The sequence below is a fragment of the Snodgrassella sp. ESL0323 genome, assembly GCF_013346865.1.
Taxonomy (GTDB): Bacteria; Pseudomonadota; Gammaproteobacteria; order Burkholderiales; family Neisseriaceae; genus Snodgrassella; species Snodgrassella alvi.
Window position 1 is genome coordinate 1 of the sequence record NZ_JAAEDT010000021.1, and the last position, 3,903, is coordinate 3,903.

The 3,903-nt window shown below is 42.3% G+C and carries 2 protein-coding genes; both read right to left on the reverse strand.

Annotation, left to right across the window (positions count from 1 at the left end; translation table 11 throughout):
• Positions 1-52 precede the first annotated feature (52 nt).
• Positions 53-529, reverse strand: a complete 477-nt coding sequence (locus GY065_RS10085) for a hypothetical protein (protein WP_174834011.1) — start codon at positions 527-529, stop codon at positions 53-55.
• A 44-nt stretch (positions 530-573) separates the two neighbouring features.
• A partial coding sequence (locus tag GY065_RS10090) for a tape measure protein (RefSeq protein WP_174834012.1) occupies positions 574-3,903 on the reverse strand: 3,330 nt, incomplete at its 5' end.

Genomic DNA, 3,903 nt, shown 5'->3' on the forward strand with positions numbered 1-3,903 from the left:
AGAAAGCCACCGGCAAGGGCAAAACAAGTTGCCAGTGTAAATGCTTCATTCATCATTCACCGCCTTTTTTATCTTCTGCCTGTTGTGTGTTTTTAATCAGATTTCTGCCGGCCAGTGCACATATAATGGCAATCAGCGGATAGGTGGTCATGCCTGTGGACAGTGGCGGATAGGCGGCGATAAACGTTCCTGATATCACAAACCAGATCAGCGCCGACCACAGCAGGCAACACCCGGATAAAATATTGCTGCGGCTGGAATGAAAAAAGGCAGCAAATAGCTGCCCGATTGCGACTACTATTAAAATCGTGACGAATACCTTAGGGTATAAATGCGGGAATTTGCCGTATAGATCCTCCTTAATTATCTCATCACCATGCAGGCCAAACACCAGCGCAAAACCCAGCATAGCGAATCCGTTCAGTACTTCGATTATTCGCGTGCCTGTGCCAAACAGCCAGTTTTGCAGTCTGTCAGGTAAAAACCGCAAATCAAGCAGCCAGTACAGCCATTTAATTGCTTTTGTCATAATATATTTACTCCATAAAAAATGCCCTGTTACAGGCGTATTATTTAAGCTAAATTTTTGGCTAAATCAGCTATTAATCCCTCAAAGAATTGTATAAATTGTTTTTTAAAAATAGGATTGGTGAGTATCTCGCCTATAAGCTTAGTTCCGTTGTATGTAAAATCAATTTTTAGCGTTTCCGTGGCTCCGGCTGATGCCTTCGAATCTGCCGATTTCGGGCTGGCATCGTTGGCTAACTTATTACTAACTGATAAATTCTGCGTTTCAATTTTTGACACTTTTACCAGATCAGTTAAGCCGTCTTTCGTATTAGCTAAACCACCATTTTTTAGCTGTGGAGGCAGGCTAATATTTGCCGGAAGAGTAGGAATATTCAATTTATCGACGGTTAAATCATCAATTTTTCCTTTCCCTGAAATAAAACCGATCACAGAATTTTCACTCTCTGCCTGTTCTTTTTTCTTCCTTTCTTCTTCCTTAGCCTGATTATCTCTTGCTGATGATCCAAAACTACCGATTGCTTTAGCTGCATCAGTTAAAGATGTCCCTGCTGTATCCAGTTTTTCAGCGGCTTTTTTGGTTTTTTCCTGTAATTGCTTGTCCCGCTCAATTTGATCTAAGTAAGCTTTTGCCTGCTTTAGCTGTTCAGATGTTGCACCCTGTTTTTTCAAATCGTAAAGCTGTTTCTGAGTATCATTCATTCCCAGTTTTGCTACCTGATCGCTTAAGCTGTTTAACGCCTGTGTTACTTGCATTTGCGCCTGTAGTTGCTCAACCACCTTATTAGTAGCCTGTGCCTGTCGGATTGTTTCGTCTGATGCGTTTTTCGCAGCAAGCTGAAAAGCTATTAAACCATCTTTACCGCCTGATAATTCTGCTGCAAGCTCTTGAGCCTTAGTTCTCATGTCTTGCAAATAATTATTGTTTTCTTCGCGGTATTTTTGCTCAGTCTCAAGAGCTTTCTGATGAGCATATAGTTTCTGCGTATCCTCAACTTTAGCCTTGGCTGCCGTAAGTTCTGCCTGTGTCGCTCCTTTCCGCGCCATTGTTTCTAACGCTATTTGCTGCTTGGATATTTCGATCTGTTCCGAAGTTTTGCCAAAGTTTTTAACCGTTTCGGCAATTTGATCATGAGCATTGTTAATTGCTTCTGACAGTTTACCGACTTCCAGCTTATCAGCTGCCAAATTAGTTTTATTAACTAGATTCTCGAAAGCCTTAATTTCTGCTTCATTTGTGGTTTTAGATTTAAACTGATTTAATAATTCCTGAGCATTTTGCCGGATTAGTTGCTCTTCTGATTTCCCTAACTCTTTCGCTGCTTTTGCCGTGTTTTCAGTAAGCTTTTGCATTTTATCTTTAAGATCGACAGCTTCCTTGCCTAAAGGAGCAAGATTAGCAGCGGCTTGCTGATTTTCATTTTGCTTTTTCTGTGATTGCTTCCCTTCTTTTTCGTCTTTTTCTTCCTGTTCTGTTTTCCATGTAATTAATCCTTTCAGACGTATATCACCATTAGAATTATGCGTGAGGTCATACAGGCGCCCACCTAGCGTATCTACTTCACTTTTTAGAAAGCCGACTTTTCTTAAAATCTTATCAAAAAAGTCACTAATCGGATTAGATGCATCCTCACCCTTAAAAAAAGCAATTAACGATTTACCCGCTTCATAAACAGTGTATATGGCTGCGCCTACAGCCAGAATTGGAGCAGCAGCCGCAGCAAAAGCGATCGCCAGGGTACCCAGACGCGTCGCGGCTAATGCAGCCATACTTGCCCGTATGGTCGCCAGACTTTTGATGATATTGCCAAACGTCCCAGCCATTGCCGCGCTTTTTATTAAGCCAAGCGAAGCTGCATATACACCATTAGCCTGCGCTGCCTTTGTTGCAACAGATGCCTGTAACACTAACGATGCGGTAAAGGCGGTTACTTCAGCAGTTGCCGCCAGCAGATAAGCTGTAAGCTTTAATCCTAAAAAGCCGACAACAGCCGTCGCAATCAGATCAATGTTATTGGCTACTAGCTGCAAGGCATCAGCAAGCAATTTCGCCACACCAGTCGCTTCGCCACTGCCACCTATAAACATAGTAAGCTGAGTTTTGATGTTCTGTAATGATTGATCAATCGTGCGGCTGGTTTTAGAAAAATCTGACTGAATCTGCGTAGACTGATTCAAAATTGCTTCAGCAAGCTGCTGCGATGTGATTTTGCCTGTACTGCCTAATGTCTTTAATGCCCCAACTGATACACCCATACCTTTTGCAATTGCCATTGCCAAGCCGGGAGCCTGTTCTAATACTGAATTGAGTTCGTCACCGCTTAGCTTGCCGGAAGCCATAGCCTGACCTAATTGGATAAGCGCGTTTTCCTGAGCCTGCGCACTACCGCCGCCAATTACCATTGCTTTACTAATCAAATCAGTAACTGTTAACAGCTTTTGACCGGAAAGCCCTGATTGATCTGATGCCTGAGCCAGTCGCTGATAAATTGCCGCTGTTGCATCTAAGCTTTGTCCGGTACTACTTGAAACGCGTGCTATTTCGGCGCGTACTTCTTTTAACTGTTGCTCTGACTGAGTAACCAGCTTGATACGATTGGTTAGTGTCGTATAGGTGTCCAGCATTCCTTTAGCTTCACCAATACCAAAAGCCCCGATTGTGAATTTTGCGATAGTAGAAAATGCATTTTTTATTGCTGGCGCAGTGGCTTTCACCTTGTCTAATTCAGTTTTTAATTTTTCTACTTCGCCCTGAACCTGTTTAATTTCTTCTCTGCTTCCAGGAACAAGCCCTACTCCGGCAATCTCTTTTGCTGATGTCTTTAATTGGTTAATTTCGTTCTTTAAGGATTCAAGCTGTCTAGTCCATCGGGTAGAAACAGCAAGATTTTGCTGGGCTGCTGTGGTCATTTTTTCAATGCCGGCACTAGTCTGAGCCTGTGATTGCGTCCAGCTTTTGGTAATGGCAACTAATAATCTAAATTGCTTGTTGTATTCTGCTATTGCCCTGGTAACCTTATCAACCTTGCCGGCTGTCTGATTCAGTAATTCAACGACTTTTTTCTGTTCACCAGTAAAGCCGGCAGAATCGCCGATTTTAATATTTACAGATAAATCGGTTTTGAATTTCAGATCATCTTTTAACTGGCTTATTTCGCTGCGAATCTGCCTAACACCTCCTAATGAAGCATCGCCAACATTAACACCCTCGAAAGTCTGTAAAGCAGATTTAGCCAGTAAAACATTTTCCCTGAATCTCACGTATTGTGCAGACGCTTTGCTTACACTATCAGCACCTTTAGACAGAGAAACAGAGGCATTATCGACATAAGATACAAAGCTGCTTTGAGTTTGCGATAATTTTTTTACCTCTAC